General features: G+C 69.5%; 14 protein-coding genes. 4 read left to right on the top strand and 10 right to left on the bottom strand.

What is annotated here, in order from left to right; all coding sequences use genetic code 11:
• Positions 1-6 precede the first annotated feature (6 nt).
• Positions 7-1,374 carry a M1 family metallopeptidase gene (locus tag D6T63_RS00750; RefSeq protein ID WP_120147120.1) on the bottom strand — a complete coding sequence of 456 codons (1,368 nt, stop codon included), beginning with the start codon at positions 1,372-1,374 and terminating at the stop codon, positions 7-9.
• Positions 1,364-5,281, bottom strand: a complete 3,918-nt coding sequence (locus D6T63_RS00755; RefSeq protein ID WP_235830465.1) for a Pls/PosA family non-ribosomal peptide synthetase — start codon at positions 5,279-5,281, stop codon at positions 1,364-1,366. The genes D6T63_RS00750 and D6T63_RS00755 overlap by 11 nt, the downstream gene beginning before the upstream one ends.
• 170 nt (positions 5,282-5,451) lie before the next feature.
• Between D6T63_RS00755 and D6T63_RS00760 the strand changes: the two genes are divergently transcribed.
• The 3 genes from D6T63_RS00760 to asd all read left to right on the top strand — a co-directional run bounded on the left by D6T63_RS00760 (position 5,452) and on the right by asd (position 8,009).
• Positions 5,452-6,231 (top strand): thymidylate synthase, encoded by a 780-nt coding sequence (locus D6T63_RS00760; RefSeq protein ID WP_235830516.1) that lies wholly within the window; start codon positions 5,452-5,454, stop codon positions 6,229-6,231.
• On the top strand, positions 6,228-6,797 hold the full coding sequence (locus tag D6T63_RS00765) for a dihydrofolate reductase (protein ID WP_120147122.1): 570 nt from the start codon (positions 6,228-6,230) through the stop codon (positions 6,795-6,797). The genes D6T63_RS00760 and D6T63_RS00765 overlap by 4 nt, the downstream gene beginning before the upstream one ends.
• 72 nt (positions 6,798-6,869) lie before the next feature.
• Complete coding sequence (asd, locus tag D6T63_RS00770) at positions 6,870-8,009, top strand: aspartate-semialdehyde dehydrogenase (RefSeq protein ID WP_120147123.1); 1,140 nt, start codon at positions 6,870-6,872, stop codon at positions 8,007-8,009.
• Here the strand turns inward: asd and D6T63_RS00775 are convergent.
• The gene (locus D6T63_RS00775) at positions 8,006-8,806 is read right to left on the bottom strand and encodes an ANTAR domain-containing protein (protein ID WP_120147124.1); all 801 of its coding nucleotides are present in this window, start codon (positions 8,804-8,806) and stop codon (positions 8,006-8,008) included. The genes asd and D6T63_RS00775 overlap by 4 nt on opposite strands.
• A 153-nt stretch (positions 8,807-8,959) precedes the next feature.
• On the opposite strand from D6T63_RS00775, the gene D6T63_RS00780 reads away from it, so the two are divergent.
• Positions 8,960-9,388, top strand: a complete 429-nt coding sequence (locus D6T63_RS00780) for a hypothetical protein (RefSeq protein ID WP_120147125.1) — start codon at positions 8,960-8,962, stop codon at positions 9,386-9,388.
• A 49-nt stretch (positions 9,389-9,437) separates the two neighbouring features.
• Here D6T63_RS00780 and D6T63_RS00785 read toward each other — a convergent pair whose 3' ends face one another.
• From D6T63_RS00785 to D6T63_RS19095, 7 genes are all read right to left on the bottom strand, one after another.
• Positions 9,438-10,535, bottom strand: coding sequence for a UDP-N-acetylmuramate dehydrogenase (locus D6T63_RS00785; protein ID WP_120147126.1), 1,098 nt, complete (start codon positions 10,533-10,535; stop codon positions 9,438-9,440).
• Positions 10,532-10,972 carry a MaoC family dehydratase gene (locus D6T63_RS00790; RefSeq protein WP_120147127.1) on the bottom strand — a complete coding sequence of 147 codons (441 nt, stop codon included), beginning with the start codon at positions 10,970-10,972 and terminating at the stop codon, positions 10,532-10,534. Before D6T63_RS00790 ends, D6T63_RS00785 begins: the two co-directional genes overlap by 4 nt.
• A gap of 2 nt (positions 10,973-10,974) precedes the next feature.
• Positions 10,975-11,424, bottom strand: a complete 450-nt coding sequence (locus D6T63_RS00795) for an FAS1-like dehydratase domain-containing protein (RefSeq protein WP_120147128.1) — start codon at positions 11,422-11,424, stop codon at positions 10,975-10,977.
• Positions 11,425-11,544: 120 nt separating this feature from the next.
• On the bottom strand, positions 11,545-11,775 hold the full coding sequence (locus D6T63_RS00800) for a hypothetical protein (RefSeq protein WP_120147129.1): 231 nt from the start codon (positions 11,773-11,775) through the stop codon (positions 11,545-11,547).
• Positions 11,776-11,810: 35 nt separating this feature from the next.
• Positions 11,811-12,782, bottom strand: a complete 972-nt coding sequence (locus tag D6T63_RS00805) for a DUF2797 domain-containing protein (RefSeq protein WP_120147553.1) — start codon at positions 12,780-12,782, stop codon at positions 11,811-11,813.
• A gap of 49 nt (positions 12,783-12,831) precedes the next feature.
• Positions 12,832-13,881 carry an ATP-dependent DNA ligase gene (locus tag D6T63_RS00810; protein ID WP_120147130.1) on the bottom strand — a complete coding sequence of 350 codons (1,050 nt, stop codon included), beginning with the start codon at positions 13,879-13,881 and terminating at the stop codon, positions 12,832-12,834.
• Positions 13,882-13,963: 82 nt separating this feature from the next.
• A complete protein-coding gene (locus D6T63_RS19095; RefSeq protein ID WP_182976824.1) occupies positions 13,964-15,526 on the bottom strand; it encodes a MinD/ParA family ATP-binding protein in 1,563 nt (520 codons plus the stop codon).
• Between the last annotated feature and the right edge of the window lie 22 nt (positions 15,527-15,548).

Below are 15,548 nucleotides of genomic sequence, written 5' to 3' on the forward strand. Positions count from 1 at the left end.
GGCGCCCTACAGTGCGGGCAGGTCCTCCGAGAAGAGCCAGTGCGTCAGCAGCACCTCGACGTCGGCCGTGGGCAGGGTGCGCTCCGCCAGCGCGATGAAGTCCGGCGTCGTTACCGCACCGAACCGGTTCTCCTTGGACCATGAGCGCAGCAACCCGAAGAAGGCGTCGTCGCCGGCCGCTCTCCTCAGTGCATGAAGGGCGAGGGCGCCGCGTTTGTAAACGCGGTCGTCGAACATGCCGGACGCTCCCGGGTCACCGATGACCAGGTCCTGTGGTTCACGGCTGAGCCGATGGTGCGTGGACCGCGCGTGGGAGTCCGCCGTCGTCGATCCGCCCGCCTCCGACCAGATCCATTCGGCGTAGCAGGCGAAGCCCTCATGAAGCCAGATGTCCTGCCAGCGAGCGGCCGTGACCGCATTACCGAACCACTGGTGCGCCAGTTCGTGGGCGATCAGGCGCTGCGCGTCCCAGCCATCGTCGAGGTGGTTCCGGCCGATGATGGACAAGGTCTGGGCCTCGAGTGGTATCTCCAACTCGTCGTCCGTGACCACCACCAGGTACTGGGGGAAGGGGTACGGCCCGAAACATTCCTCGAAGGCCGACATCATCTCGTGGTTCCGGGCCAGGGCGGCCTTCGCCGCCGGCACGAGGGACGCCGGGACGGCGGCGTACTGGGGCACGGGGCTCGCCGGATCTCGCGGGGTGGGGCGGGTTGGAAGGCCGACGGCGGGCTGCGCGGGATCGTTCAGGGCGACAAGGTCGTAACGGCCGATCTGGACCGTCGCCAGGTACGTGGCCATCGGCTCCGCCTGCGCGTACACCCAGGTGGTCCGGCTGGACTTCGCGATGCGCGAGACGAGGACGCCGTTGCAGATGGCGCGATACCCGGTGTCCGTGGTCACCGTGAAACGGTAGGAGCCCTTCTGCGCCGGGTGGTCGTTGCAGGGGAACCACGACGGCGCTCCCGTGGGTTGGCCCGCCACGATCACGCCGTCGGTCAGTTCCTCCCACCCGACGTCACCCCAGGGGCCACCGATCGGTGCTGGATTTCCCTCGTACCGGATGTCGAGCCTGAATTCGGCGTCGTCCGGCACGGGATCGCGGAAGGTGATCAGGAGCTTTCCCGCACGGTCCTTGTACGAGCGGACGCGGACGGTGTCCGACGTCACCTTGGTGGTCCGCAGGCCGCTGAGGTCGAGTTCGAGCTGGTGCAGTTCGCGGTGCGCGGTCATCGTGAGGACGGCCCGGCCCGCCAGTCGGTTGCCGGCCGGCCTGTAGTCGAGCGTGAGGTCGTAGTGGCCTACGCGATAGGCGGTACTGCCGTTGGACGGCGTGTAGGGGTCCGGCGCGAGGTCCTCGGAGCTACTGCCCACGCACCGGCCCCGACCAGGAGCTGACCGGGTTACCCATCCAGTAGGTGCCGGCGGGAACCGTCTCGCCCCGCATCACGAGCGACGCCGGACCGACCGTCCCGCCGGAGGCGATCTCGGCGGCGGGGAGGATCACGCTGTGCGGGCCCAGGGTTGCCCCTGCGGCGAGCTCGACGGTGTCCATGCTCATGATCCTGTCATGGAAGAGATGGGTCTGCACCACGCAGCCGCGGTTCACGGTAGAGCCGGCGCCGAGCGTCACCAGGTCCGCCTCCGGCAGCCAGTAGCTCTCGCACCAGACCCCGTGCCCGATCTTCGATCCGAGGGCACGCAGCCACCAGACCAGCGCCGGTGTCCCGCTTGCGGCCCTCGCGAACCAGGGCGCACTCACGCTCTCGATGAAGGTGTCCACCACCTCGTTCCGCCACACGAAGGAACTCCAGAGGGGGTGCTCGCCGGCGGAGATCCGCCCCACGAGCAGCCATTTCACGACGACGGCGCTGCCTGCCGCGACCGCGCCCAGCCCCATGAACACGACCCCGCTGAGCAGTGCCGCCACCGCGTATCCGCCCCACAGGGCCAGGGCATCGAAGATCACCAGGGACGCCGCGGCGATCATCACCGTGAGGATGATGGGCAGCACGCGGCAGAGTTCCCAGAAGGCGCGCGCGGCCTTCAGGCCTCCGGAGGGCTGGAACGTGCGGCCGCGGTCGCCGGTCACGGCCAGGCGGCGCAGGCGCGACGGCGGGCTTCCCAGCCACGAGCTTCCGGCCTTGGCCTTCGCGGGTGTCGCAGAGAGGACGGCGACGAGCGAGTTCTTCGGGACCCGGCGTCCGGCCGAGGTCATGCCCGAGTTGCCGAGGAACGCCCGCCTGCCGATCTTGGCCGGGGCTATCCGCAGGTAGCCGCCGCCGAGCTCGTAGGAGGCCACCCTGGTGTCGTCCGCGAGGAAGGCGCCCTCGCCGATCGTGGTCATCTTCGGGATGAGGAGGACGGTGGAGGCCTCGACGTTCCTGCCCACGCGGGCTCCGAGGAGCCGGAGCCACATCGGGGTGAGGAGGCTGGAGTAGAGGGGGAAGAGCAGGTCACGGGCCATGTCCAGCGTGCGTTCCGTTGCCCAGATCTGCCAGCCGATGCGGCTGCGCGCCGGGTAGTGGCCCTCGCTCAGCCCCACGCCCAGCAGCCGGACGGTGAGGAGGATCAGGGCCGCGTTGACGATGAGCCAGAGGATCGCGGCGAGTACCACCGGACCTGCCAGCGAGAACCACGCAACCGACAGTGACGGCGTTCCGCGCAGCGCTGCCACCACGGGCACGGCGGCGATGGTGGCGGCGATGAAGGGGATGAGGGCGAGGACGCCCGATGCCGCCGCGAACGCCAGGAAGGACAGGCGGGCGTGCAGCCGCGAGCGCGCCGGCGGGGCATCCGGCCACTCCTGCTTGGACCTGCCCGCCCGAGTCGCCGGGGAACCCGAGAAGAGCTGGCCGGCCTTCACGGCGCCCTGCACGGCGGACCCGGGCGCCACCTCGGCACCGGCCCCGATCCTCGCGCCCGGCATCAGGGTGCTGCGCGCCCCGATGACGGCTTCCGTCCCGATCGAGATCGCACCGATGTGCACATGGTCCCCGTCGATCCACCATCCCGACAGGTCAACCTCCGGTTCCACGGATGCTCCGGCTCCGAGAGTCAGGAAGCCCGTCACGGGCGGGACGGAATGGAGGTCGACGTCCGACCCGATCCGCGCACCGAGCGCCCTCGCGTACACCGGTACCCAGGGGGCGCTCGCGAGGCTGACGGCGCCGACGCTGTCCGAGATCTGTTCCGCGAGCCAGAGGCGGAGGTGCACCCTCCCCGAGCGCGGATAGATACCGGGCCCGACCCGGCGCAGCAGGATGCGGGCGGCCGCGACGGACAGCGCCATGCGCCCGAACGGACTCACGAAGACGAGCCAGGACAGGGCTACCCACCCCCAGGACAGCGTCGGGGCACCCGTCAGGACGCCGAGTCCCGTCAGCACGTTGGCGGCGATCATCGCGTAGGTGAGCCAGCGCATGCCGGCGAGGAACTGCAGCGGGATGCCCATGACGGTCTGGAAGACCTGGGACTTCCGCGCGGTGCGGCGAACGGTCCGCTCCGGCGCATCGGGCTGCTCCCCGCCGTCGCCCGTGCTCGCCGCGAATGCCGCGAGCGCGCCGAGCCGGGGATGCGCGTAGATGTCCGCGACGGTGATGACCGGGTAGCGGGCGCGGATCAGCGACACCAGGCGGGCTGCGGCGAGGGAGCCACCGCCGTGGAGGAAGAAGTCGGCGTCCTCGTCGGCCGGGACCGTCCCGAGGACGCCGGCCCACTGGTCCGCGATCCACTGCGCGCGGGGATCGAGGTCCTGTTGTCCACCAGGGTCCCCTCCCGCAAGCGGCCAGGGCAGCGCGTTCCGGTCCACCTTGCCGCTCGTCTTGGTCGGCAGCGCGTCGGTGATGGTCAGCAGCGGCACCAGCGCGGCGGGGAGCCGTGCCGCAAGGAGCTCCCGAAGGACCTGCAGGTCGGCAGCACCCGACGCCGGCACGAGATAGCCCACCAGCAGCTGGTTGCCCGACGGCGTCGTCCGGACAGCGGCCGCCGCACCGGCGATGCCGGGCAGGGACTGCAGCGCGGCGTCGACCTCGCCGAGTTCTATGCGGCGCCCGCCGAGCTTCACCTGGTCGTCCGCCCGGCCGACGAACACGAGGCCGGCCGCTTCGAGCCTCACGAGGTCCCCCGAGCGGTAGGCACGGTCCCAGCCGAGCGTCGGCATGGGCGCGTACTTCTCCGCATCCTTCTCGGCATCGAGGTAGCGGGCCAGGCCCACGCCCCCGATGATCAGCTCGCCGACCGCATCTTCCGGCACGGGCACGCCGTCCTGGTCGACGACGGCGAGGTCCCAGCCATCCAGAGGCAGGCCGATCCGCACTGGTCCGCTGCCACCGAGGCGGGCAGCGCAGGCGACGACAGTGGCCTCCGTGGGTCCGTACGTGTTCCAGACCTCGCGATCGTGCACGGCGAGGCGCTGGGCGAGATCGGGTGGGCACGCCTCCCCACCGAAGATGAGGAGCCGCACGTTCTCGAGGGAGTCCGCAGGCCAGAGAGCGGCCAGCGTAGGAACCGTGGACACGACCGTGATGCCGCGCGCGACCAGCCATGGCCCGAGGTCGACGCCGGTCCGCACGAGCGCCCGCGGCGCCGGCACGAGGCACGCGCCGTACCGCCAGGCCAGCCACATCTCCTCGCACGAGGCGTCGAAGGCCACGGACAGACCCGCGAGCACCCGGTCCGCGGGCCCGATGGGCTCGCGCTGCAGGAACAGGCGCGCCTCGGCGTCCACGAACGCCGCCGCGGAGCGGTGTGTGACGGCCACCCCCTTGGGTGTCCCCGTGGAGCCGGACGTGAAGATGATCCAGGCGTCGTCGTCGGGCGTGGGGTCTCCGGTAGCACCGCGCGCGGCACCTGCCGGAGTCAGCGACAGGCCCGGCCCCACGACGACGGCGGCGCGGGACTCCGCGAAGACGACGCGTGCACGCTCATCCGGGTCGTCCGCGTCGACCGGGACATAGGCGGCGCCCGCAGCGAGCACCCCGAGGATCGCGATGTAGAGCGCGTTGGTACCCGACGGGAGCCGCACGCCGACCGTGTCACCACGACCCACCCCGGCGTCGCGCAGGGTCGTCGCGAACCCCTGCGCCGCGGCGACCAGCTCCGCGTAGCTGAGCGCGGTGGTTCCGTCGTCGAGCGCCGAGGCGCTGGGGTGCTCACGGGCGGTGGAGTGCAGGATGTCGAGGAGGGTCCGTGGTGCCGGCGCGAGCCCGGACGCCGCGAACTGCGCGCGATGATGCGCAGAAAAGGGTGCGGGGGCGGTCTCGGGTGGAGGAATGGTCACGGCTGTAGTCTTCCGGTGCAGGGTGAACGGCAGGTGACCGGATTTGTCGGCTGTCCACGGGTCCGCGCAGTCTACCGGGCACCGGCTGGGGTCAGGGGCTGCGCTCGCCCTAGAATGGCTCGGTGAGCACCCCCATCCCCACCCCCTACGAGGACCTGCTGCGCGATGTCATGGCGAACGGCGCGGCCAAGAGCGACAGGACGGGCACCGGCACACGGAGCGTCTTCGGCCGCCAACTCCGCTTCGACCTCACCGAGTCCTTCCCCCTCATCACCACCAAGCGCGTGCACTTCAAATCCGTCGCACTCGAGCTGCTCTGGTTCCTCCGCGGCGACTCGAACGTCCGGTGGCTGCAGGAGCGCGGCGTCTCCATCTGGAACGAGTGGGCGGACGACGACGGCGAGCTCGGCCCGGTCTACGGTGTCCAGTGGCGGTCGTGGCCCACGCCCGACGGCGGCCACATCGACCAGATCGCGCAGGTCGTCGAAGCACTGAAGACCAACCCCGATTCCCGCAGGCACCTCGTCTCGGCCTGGAACGTGTCGGAGATCCACAACATGGCGCTGCCTCCCTGCCACGTGTTCTTCCAGTTCTACGTCACCCCCGGCATCGACGGCGCCCCGGGGAGGCTCTCCTGCCAGCTGTACCAGCGGTCGGCGGACACGTTCCTCGGCGTTCCCTTCAACATCGCGTCCTACGCCCTGCTGACGCTGATGGTGGCGCAGCAGACCGGCCTGGAACCCGGCGAATTCATCTGGACCGGCGGCGACGTCCATGTGTACGACAACCATGTGGAGCAGGTGACCGAGCAGTTGTCCCGTGCGCCGTACCCGTCTCCGCGTATCGAGCTGAAGCGGAAGCCCGCCAGCATCTTCGACTACACCCTGGAGGATTTCGACGTGGTCGACTACCAGCACCACCCCACCATCAAGGCACCGGTGGCGGTATGAGCGGGGCAGCACCGCACCGCACCCTGAGCGTCCTCGACGCTGTCGGATCCCGGCCCGTGATCGGCATGATCTGGGCGCAGACCGAGAACGGCGTGATCGGCCGCGACGGGAAGATCCCCTGGCACGTGCCGGAGGACATGGCACACTTCAAGGCCACGACCACGGGACATCCCGTGATCATGGGCCGCCGCACGTGGGAGTCCTTCCCCTCCACGTTCCGGCCCCTGCCGGACCGCACGAACATCGTCATCTCGGGTTCGGGAGCCGCGGACCTGCGGGGCGCCGTCATCGTCGATTCCCTCGATGCCGCCCTCCGGGCGGCGCAGGCAAGTCCCGGCGCCGAGGAGATCTGGATCATCGGTGGAAGCCGCGTCTACACCGACGCGATGCCACTGGCCAACGCCGCCCTCGTCACCGTCATCGAAAACGCGGTCGAGGGTGACACCGTCGCTCCCGCCTTCGGGCCCGAATGGGCGCTCGCGGCGCTGACCCCGGAGACCGGCTGGCTGGAATCCTCGGGCGGGACGCGCTACCGCATCAGCCTCTGGACCAAGCAGGACCAGTAACACCGCGCCTGCCGGGGCACGCCCCGGTCACAAAAGCGGATCCACGGCAGCCTCCCGCCTAAACTGGAGGGCATGACGTCAGCACCTGAAAGTTCGGCCCTGCCCTCCGTCGGATTCGTCGGCTGGCGCGGCATGGTGGGCTCGGTCCTCATGCAGCGCCTCCAGGACGAGGGCGACTTCTCCCGCATCAACCCCGTCTTCTTCTCCACGTCGGCGGCCGGCGGTGCAGCGCCGTCGTTCGCCGACGGCGCGGGCATGCTGCAGGACGCGTACGACGTCGAGACCCTCGCGAAGCTGCCCATCATCGTGACGGCCCAGGGCGGCGACTACACCGCGGAGGTCTACCCGAAACTGCGGGACGCCGGCTGGTCGGGTCTCTGGCTCGACGCCGCGTCCACACTGCGCATGGAGCAGGACAGCGTGATCGTGCTGGATCCGGTCAACAGGTCCGTCATCGATGCCGGGCTCGCGAACGGCGTGCGGGACTTCATCGGCGGGAACTGCACGGTCTCCTGCATGCTCATGGGCCTCGGCGGGCTGTTCCGCAACGGACTGGTCGAATGGGGCACGTCCATGACGTACCAGGCGGCGTCGGGCGGGGGTGCCCGCCACATGCGCGAGCTCCTCAACCAGTTCGGCGCCCTCCACAGCACCGTTGCCCTGAACCTCGACGACCCCGCGTCGGCGATCCTGGATATCGACCGCGCGATCCTCGCCAAGCAGCGCCACCCGAGCCTGGAAGCGACGCAGTTCGGCGTGCCGCTGGCGGGCTCGGTGATCCCCTGGATCGACGGCGACCTCGGCAACGGCCAGTCCAAGGAGGAGTGGAAGGCCGGCGCGGAGACGAACAAGATCCTCGGCATGGACACGCGCATCCCCTTCGACGGGCTGTGCGTGCGCGTCGGTTCCATGCGCTCCCACTCACAGGCGCTGACCCTCAAGCTGACGCAGGACCTGCCGGTCAGCGAGATCGAGTCGATCATCGCGGCCGACAACGAATGGGTCCGCGTCATCCCGAATACGAAGGTCGATACGCTGGCCGGACTGACGCCCATCGCGGCCACGGGCTCACTGGACATCCCGGTGGGACGGATCCGCAAGCTCGAGATGGGTCCCGACTACATCAGCGCCTTCACCGTGGGGGACCAGCTCCTGTGGGGCGCCGCGGAGCCCCTTCGCCGGATGCTCATGATCGCGACCGGCAACCTCTAGGCCGGACCCTGCTCCTGGGCGGCCCCATCAGGGCTCGGCGGGACCGACGCCTGGTAGATCAGCGCCGAGGCGACATCCCGGAGCGGGACGTTCGTGTCGTTCGACAGCTTCCTGAGCTGGTTGAACGCCTCCTCGCTGGTGCAGTGGTGCCGGCCCATGAGGATTCCCTTGGCCTGGTCGATGACGGCGCGGCGTGTGAGCGCCTCCTGCAACTGCGCCACCTCACGCTGTGCGGAGTGGTAGAGGCTGGAGTGTGCCATGGCAGTCGCCGCATAGGTGGTGAAACGGCGCGCACCCTCCGCCGACGTTCCCGTGGGTTCCTCCTGCAGGTACCCGAGGACCTTCACGAGGTCCTCGCGGTAGTCCGTGACGTCCTCGACCTGCTGAAGGATGGCTACCAGCACGCCGTCGTCGTCGAGCACCGGGATGTTGACCGGGCTCCAGTAGCGTTCCACGAAAGTGCCCGGTTGCGTCGGGTGCGGAATGTCGTACCGGTGAATGTGCAGGTCGTCGCGCTCCCCCGTGGCGATCACCCGTTCGAGCGACTGGCGCATGGTCCGCGCGGGCGCGTCGTCGGACTGCTGCGGATTCTCGGGGAACACCTCGAACGCCTGCCGCCCGATCAGTTCCTCCGGAGCCAGGCCTGTCGCCTCCGAGAATGCGGTGTTGACATCCAGGATGACGAACTCGAGGTCCATCAGGGAAAAACACGACGTCGTCGCCTCGAAGGTGGCCGACCTCAGCGAACCACGTGCGCCGACCGGTCGGGCCTGCGCGGCGTCGTGCTGTTGTTCCATCCAGTCCTCCGTGCCCGAGGGCAGCCCCACGTCGGCTTCGGGCGGCCGGACGTATCAGTGCGAACACCACATCATAGGCATCCCCGATGACAGTCGCGCATCCACCGATCCGCCCTCGTCAAATGGTCGGAGGGCGCGGGCAGTATGTGCCCCATGGATCCCCTGAACGCAGACACCATCCTCCGGCGCTTCTTCGCGGCGAGCGGCCATACCCGGCATCCGGAGAGCCTGCTTCGGTACGAGCGGGTCCAGTTCCACCTCCGGAGTTATCTCGAGGAGGTCGCCGCCACCCGGCTGGCGGGTGTCGACCGCGAACTGCTCGCCCTGGAACGTCAATTCGGCACCGAGACGCCCTATGTGCAGATCATGGGGGCACGGGAGTTGCTGCACGCGCTTCCGGAGTTCCTCGCGGTTCCCCAGCTCCTCCCGGACTTCCACGACAGGCTCGCCCAGATCAGCGTGGCCTCGAGACTGGCCCAGTGGCTGTGCTCGCGGCGGCTCGTGCAGCGCGAGGACAGCTGGAACGACGTCGTTCTCACCCGCGCCGCTGCCGAGCAGGCCCGACGGTCCCCCGCGCTGTGAGACGCGGCATCGTGCCGATAACGGTGGTGACCGGACGGGCCGGTGGGCGCTACAGCTCGCAGTTGATGAGCAGCGGCTCGGGTTCCAGCCGGATGCCGAACGTGCGCTCGACGCCGTCCCGCACCAGCCTGGCCACGGACAGGAGGTCCGAGGTCGAGGCGCCTCCCCTGTTCGTCAGGGCCAGGGTGTGCTTGGTCGAGAGCGACGCACGCCCTCCCGCCGCAGCGTGCCCCTCGTCGTCCGCCAACCCGAAGCCCTTGGAGAACCCGGCGTGCTCGATCAGCCACGCCGCACTGAGCTTCACCTGCCCCTTGGTCCCGGACGGATACCGAGGAGCGTCGTCGGGAAGGCCCGCGGCGATATCCTCACCCATGATCGGATTGGTGAAGAAGGACCCGGTGCTCCAGGTGTCGGGGTCGGGGTTGTCGAGGACCATGCCTTTTCCTGCGCGGAGCTTCAGGACCTCCCGGCGCACGTCGTTGGCGTAGGCCCGGGCACCTACCTCGATACCGAGCGCGCGGGCGAGTTCCGCGTACCGGACGGGCTTGCCCATGCGTCCCAGGCCGAGCTGGAACTCGACCGAAAGCACCACGTACCGGGGCGACCCGTTGACGGTGCTGCGCTTCAGCAACGAATCCCGATAGCCGAACGACAGCTCGAAGTTCGTGAAGCTCTTGATCCGGTCGGTCTCGCGGTCGTAGGTCCTGACCGTCGCGATGGTCTGCGACACGTCCGAGCCGTACGCCCCGACGTTCTGCACGGGTGTCGCCCCGGTGGAGCCCGGGATACCCGAGAGGGCCTCGAGCCCGGAGAACGCATGCATCACGGTGTAGTGGACCAGCTCGTCCCAGTCCTGGCCCGCCTGCGCCCTGACCATGACGCCGCCGCACGTGGCGTCATCGTCGTTCACCGTGAAGCCCGTCGACGTGATGCGGATGACCGTCCCGTCGAAGCCCTCGTCGCCGATGAGCAGGTTGGAGCCTCCGCTGACGATGAGCAGCGGCTCGCCGGCAGCATCCGCGGAGCGGACCGCCTCCACGATCTCCTGCTCGCTCGAGGCTTCGATGAGCCGGCGCGCGGGTCCGCCGACGCGCGTGGTCGTCAGGTCCGCGAGCCGTGTTCCGGTGCGGGTATCGGGCGCCGTCATGGAAGTTTGACCACGGCCTGCGCCTTGACGAGGACCTTCTGCCCTGCGCAGGTCACCGTGAGGTCGATACGAGCCGTGGAGCGCTCGGTGTCGATCGCGCCGACGACACCGGTCACCTCGACGACAGCCCCGGCCTCCCCGGGTCGAGCGGTGGTGTCCCTGACGACCACGGGCTTCGTGAAGCGCGTCTGGTAGTCGATGACGGCGGCGGGATCACCGCTCCAGTCGGTCACCAGCTGGACGGCTGCACCCATGGTGAACATGCCGTGGGCAATGACTCCGGGGAGGCCGACGCCCTCCGCGAAGGACTGGTTCCAGTGGATGGGATTGAGGTCACCCGATGCGCCGGCGTACCGGACGAGGTCCTGGCGCGTGATGTCGAGCGTGCGGGTGCCGATCTGCTGGCCTACCTCGAGGGTCGAGAGGAGCACGGTCATGGCTACTGGTCCTCCCCGCGTACGAGGAGCGATGACGTGGTCGTGGCGGTGGGCACGCCGTCGACCGTCGATATCTCTGCGCGGGTGGTGATCATCGCGCCCCCACCCATGGCCCGCACCTGGTCCACGTGCAGCTCGGCGACCAGCTGGTCCCCCGCGACGATGGCGCGATGGTGGATGAAGCGCTGGTCTGCGTGGACGACGCGGGTGAAGTCGATGCCGGCGCTCGGGTCGCTGATCAGCTGCGCATCGGCCCGCTGGGCGACGATGATCGCGAAGGTCGGCGGGGCGACCAGGTCGGCGTGACCGAGGGCGGCGGCGGCGGCTACATCGTAGTGCGCGCGGTGGGTCGCCTGAACGGCCCGCGCAAAGTCGCGGATCGCCTCACGCCCCACGGAGTAGGTCTCTCCTGCAGGGTAGCTGCGCCCCTGCAGGTTCGGGTCGATGGTCATGGATCCTCCGGTGGAAGCGGCGTCGGGCGGTCGGGATGCGCGTCGGGACGTGCAGTGGAAATGGGACGTGCGAGCGGGCGGATCCTGCAGGGAGTGCCACCGCACAGGATCAGGGCGGCGTCAGCGCCTGTCCTTCAGGCGACGGCGAACGTCCCGCGAACGGATCACCATGCCGGCGAGATGGCACACCATGCCCGCGACGATGATCGGGATGGCCGTGAAGACGAGAACCTGTTGGCCCGATGCGGTTCCGATGACCGCTACGAGGATACCGATGGCCGTCGTCACGAGGGCGGAAACCACCAGCTTGCGGTAGAGGTCCGAGCCGGTCTCCCAGGGCGTATTGAGCATGATCCCGATTCTACTGCCGACGGTACGGCAGGTGTTCAGAAGAGCACCTCCTGGACCGCCGGGACCGGAGTGGCGAAGGCGCCGAACCGTAGGCGCCTCCCTTTGAGCTGTGCAAGGTCGACGACGAACAGGAGATCCGTACCGTCGATCGAGACCAGCGCAGATGGACCGAGGATCCCGCGCACGGTGAATCCGTGCCGTCCGTGCACCAGTGCTCCCGGGTAGGGCTGGGGTGCGCCGTGGCCGAGGACGGCCGACCACGACGGCGGCGGATCGAACTCCTCGTGCACCACTTCGAACCCTTCCGTCCCGTCGATTCCTTCGATCCCTTCGATCGCGGGACCACTCTCGAGCAGTCCGCGCGTCGCCAGGGCGAATCCGTCATTCACGCGTTCGAGCTGCGCGGCCGGCAGGGGTGCGCACAGCGCGGCGGCTTTGGCCCCCGACCTCACGGCCTGCTGCAGGCCCAGCGCCCGGGTGACCTCGTCCTCGAGGATCCGAACCACCCGCCCGTCAGCCGCGTGCGCGACGAACTGCGCCACCAGTGCCCCCTGCTCCACGAGGCGCGCCCGTTTCCTGGGGTGCGAGGCGGTGCCCACCTTGGTCGAACCGTCGGCGAAGGTCGCGACGTACAGCCAGTGGGGCTGGTCGAGATAGCGCTTCAGTCCCGGTGGGGCGATGCCCGAGCGATGGAAGTCGTGCATGAAGTGGGCGTCGTCCTGAACGAAGCACCGGCTGCACTGGTGCCCCCGGTCGGCCGGCGCCTGGTCGGCGCACTGCACCCACGTGCGGTCATCCCGGCCGTGGACGCGATGGAAGCCCAGGCAGTACCGGCCCTCGGCTGCAACCTCGAAGGCCAGCCTCGTGCCAGCCGTCAGGGGAAGGTCACTCGTCAATGCGTCGCCCACGATCCCGGGAGCTGCGCCGCCGGCCGGCACCTCGTGCAAGGACAGGACGGGCCCTGGAGCGTGCCAGCTCACGCCGCTGCAAAGATAGGTGGAAGTCACTCCCCCAGCGTAGGCGCGGGCACCCACAGACCGGCCGGTCGAATGTTCCTCAGGCCAGCACCCTGCTGAGATCGTAGGCCGCCGGGATGTCCAGCTGGTCGAACGTGCAGGAATGGGCCTCGCGGTCGGGCCGCCAGCGCTCGAACTGGACGGTGTGCCGGAAGCGGTCGCCCTCCATCTGGTCGTATCGCACCTCGACGACGCGCCGCGGGTGCAGCCGTATATAGGACACGTCCTTGGCGGAGGCGAAGCGACTGCGATCCGTCGCTCCGAGCTCGACTCCGCCGTCCTCATCGCGCATCACATCCGGATCGAGCTCCTCCACGAGTTCCAGCCGACGCTTGTCCGAGAACGCCGAGATGCCACCGACGTTGCGAAGCTCGCCGTCGTCGTCGTACAGCCCGAGCAACAGGGAGCCGACTCCCTGCCCCGACTTGTGCACCCGGTAGCCGAGCACCACGGTGTCGGCGCTGCGGTGGTGCTTGATCTTCAGCATGCGCCGCTTGTTCGGCTCGTAGGCCGCGTCCAGCGGCTTGGCGACGACGCCGTCGAGGCCTGCACCCTCGAACTCGACGAGCCAGCGCCGGGCGAGGTCGACGTCGTCGGTGACCTGCGACAGGTGGATCGAAGAGCCGAAGGACCGGCCGATGCCCTCGAGCGCCTTCCTGCGCTCCCGGAAGGGGACGCCGGTGAGGTCGGCGTCCCCGATCGCGAGGAGATCGAAGGCGACGAACGAGGACGGCGTCTCGCCTGCGAGGAGCCGGACCCTGCTCTCGGCGGGATGGATCCGCTGGGACAGGGCTTCCCAGTCGAGCCGCTCCGCACCCGCCTCGCCCCGGCGCACCACGATCTCCCCGTCGACGACGCAGCGGTCGGGAAGGTGTTCGAGCAGGGCATCGACGAGTTCGGGGAAGTACCGTGTCAGCATCTTCGAACCGCGGCTGCCGATGTCACAGGTACCGTCCTCGATCCGCACGATGGCCCGGAAGCCGTCCCATTTGGGCTCGTAGACGAGTCCGCCGGGCACGCTGTCGGGTCCGGGTACGGCGTCGACCGCCTTCGCGAGCATCGGCTGGAGGGGGAACGGCAGGTCGGTCATTCCCTGATCCTGTCGCATCGACGGCGTTCCGGCTACCTGCGGGACAGGTCGGGCCGCCCGGCTCCGTGCGGACCGTCCGGCCTCAGAGTCCTTCCGATACGGCTGCGGCGGCTGCGAGCCAGGCCCGCTGCGTCGTCGGCCGGAGGGCTGAGAATCGGATGCGGCCCTTGAGCAGCGCCACATCGAAAGGGATGGTGACGGCGCGGCGGGCAAGATCGTCGAAGCCGTCGGCAATCGATTGCGCCTGGGATTGGGTCCCGTTCTTGTCCGACTGGCTCACGATGACGACGGCGCGCTCCGACAGCTCGCCGTACCGGCCACCGCGCGCACGCAAGGCCTCCAGCAGCAGGGCACCCGCTTCAGCATGCTCCTCGAGGGTAGTCGTCGCGATGACGAGCTGGTCCGTGTGGTGGATCATCCGCAGCCACCGCTCGGCCGTCTCATCGTTCCCGGAGTCGATCAGGTTCAGCCTGAAATACTTCGACGCGACCTCGTGCAGGGCATCGAAGTCCTCCGACGTCACCTTCTGCTGCGTGGCGAGGACGTCGGGCTTGGAGCGGAGCACATCGAACTTGTCGGCGGTCTGGTGGTGGACGTACCGGGCCAGCAGGGCCGATTGTGCGGACGGCGCGAGGAGGGCGCCCGTTTGTGGGAGGAGATCGAGCACGGTCGCCTCGTGCGGGCCCTGCTCGGTGCGCCACCCGAGAGTGCCGCGAGTCTCGTTGTTGTCCCAGGCGAGGACGGGCGCTCCCCCGTTGCGGGCGAAGACGGCCGCGAGCATCACGGTGGTGGGCGTCTTGTTGGCCCCGCCCTTGCCGTTCACCACCGCGATGGTGCGCGGCCCCGGCCAATGCCTGCTGACGGCGGCGACATCAGCACGCACCGCGACCTCCGCGGGTGACGGCGCCAGCCGCAGCCCGAGGCGCGTCAGGACACCGCGGAGTCCGGTTTCCGCGGGAACGACGGCGGTGTCGGCTGACAGGAAGGACTTGCGGCCGTCCCGCGGTCGGAGGCCCGTAGGAGGCGCGCTCGGCCCTGCAACGGACACCACAGGTGCAGACACCTCGGCGGGTGCGGGCGTCCGGACCTCGGAGGGTTCGGCTGTCCGGACCTCGCCCTCGGCAAGGGCACGGGATGCCTGCTGCTTGGGGTGGGCAGAAACACTGAACGAGGCCGGCGCGGGCACCGGCGCAGGCGACTGTGCCAGTACGGGCTGTGCCAATACGGGCTGTGCCCCGATTCGGTCTGCGTCGGTGGGCTGGACGGTGCCATGGAACGGGGCGTTGCCGGTGCTCACCGCCGGCCCGGGTGGGGTCACCGAGATCCGCACCGGTCCGGTCGCGGGCTCGAAGACCGGCACGCCCGCCGGAACCCGGTCTGCTGCCGGGGTCGGGGCACCCTCGGTCGGCCGAGCGGCGGCTGCGGCCGCGGCCGCGACGGTGGGCACGCGCTGAAGAGTGAGATCGACGTCGTCGTCGGGGTGCTGCCCCCCGAACGCCGCGGCCCCGTCCTGGCTGGTGACTTCAGGGGCAAAACGATCGACGAACCTGGGCGGGCCGGAGTCCGCCGCTGCTCGCCGCCGTCGTGCCCGGCTCGATTCGTCCAGAGGACTTTCCGGTATCCAGGCAGGCTGCTCTTGCGTCATTGGTCTTCCGTTCCCCCATTGG

It is taken from the genome of Arthrobacter cheniae (assembly GCF_003602275.1).
GTDB classification, from domain to species: Bacteria; Actinomycetota; Actinomycetes; order Actinomycetales; family Micrococcaceae; genus Arthrobacter_D; species Arthrobacter_D cheniae.

What these genes read in the sequence shown, in the direction of transcription:
- D6T63_RS00760 (WP_235830516.1), top strand. Translation starts at nt 5,452, where the DNA reads ATGGCGAACGGCGCGGCCAAGAGCGACAGGACGGGCACCGGCACACGG.
- D6T63_RS00765 (WP_120147122.1), top strand. Translation starts at nt 6,228, where the DNA reads ATGAGCGGGGCAGCACCGCACCGCACCCTGAGCGTCCTCGACGCTGTC.
- asd (WP_120147123.1), top strand. Translation starts at nt 6,870, where the DNA reads ATGACGTCAGCACCTGAAAGTTCGGCCCTGCCCTCCGTCGGATTCGTC.
- D6T63_RS00775 (WP_120147124.1), bottom strand. Translation starts at nt 8,806, where the DNA reads ATGGAACAACAGCACGACGCCGCGCAGGCCCGACCGGTCGGCGCACGT.
- D6T63_RS00780 (WP_120147125.1), top strand. Translation starts at nt 8,960, where the DNA reads ATGGATCCCCTGAACGCAGACACCATCCTCCGGCGCTTCTTCGCGGCG.
- D6T63_RS00785 (WP_120147126.1), bottom strand. Translation starts at nt 10,535, where the DNA reads ATGACGGCGCCCGATACCCGCACCGGAACACGGCTCGCGGACCTGACG.
- D6T63_RS00790 (WP_120147127.1), bottom strand. Translation starts at nt 10,972, where the DNA reads ATGACCGTGCTCCTCTCGACCCTCGAGGTAGGCCAGCAGATCGGCACC.
- D6T63_RS00795 (WP_120147128.1), bottom strand. Translation starts at nt 11,424, where the DNA reads ATGACCATCGACCCGAACCTGCAGGGGCGCAGCTACCCTGCAGGAGAG.
- D6T63_RS00800 (WP_120147129.1), bottom strand. Translation starts at nt 11,775, where the DNA reads ATGCTCAATACGCCCTGGGAGACCGGCTCGGACCTCTACCGCAAGCTG.
- D6T63_RS00810 (WP_120147130.1), bottom strand. Translation starts at nt 13,881, where the DNA reads ATGACCGACCTGCCGTTCCCCCTCCAGCCGATGCTCGCGAAGGCGGTC.
- D6T63_RS19095 (WP_182976824.1), bottom strand. Translation starts at nt 15,526, where the DNA reads ATGACGCAAGAGCAGCCTGCCTGGATACCGGAAAGTCCTCTGGACGAA.